Below are 288 nucleotides of genomic sequence, written 5' to 3'. Positions count from 1 at the left end.
GTGGAACTTTTAATGCAGGAGCTGGAACTTATACCCCAGCAGCAGGAGCTACTACTAGTACATTCTTATATACGGTAACTGGAGTTGCACCATGTACAACAGATACAAGTTTAGCTACTGTTACAATTAATCCACAACCTAATGCAGGAACCGATGGAGGTGTAACAATATGTGATAATAGTGTGGCTGTCATCGATTTATTTAGTTTAATTACTGGCGAACAAGCTGGAGGAGTTTGGACTCGTCCAACAGGAACAGGTGGAACTTTTAATGCAGGAGCTGGAACTT

At 41.7% G+C, this 288-nt stretch carries 1 protein-coding gene; it reads left to right on the top strand.

Features of this window, described 5'->3' with window-relative positions; all coding sequences use genetic code 11:
• Window positions 1–288, top strand: a 288-nt coding sequence (locus EQG63_RS12295) for a hypothetical protein (protein WP_164974516.1), incomplete at both ends; no start/stop codon positions are given.

The sequence above is a fragment of the Flavobacterium amnicola genome, assembly GCF_004122165.1.
Taxonomy (GTDB): Bacteria; Bacteroidota; Bacteroidia; order Flavobacteriales; family Flavobacteriaceae; genus Flavobacterium; species Flavobacterium amnicola.
The sequence above is the reverse complement of the archived record's forward strand: the minus strand, read 5'-3'. Positions and strand labels throughout refer to the sequence as shown.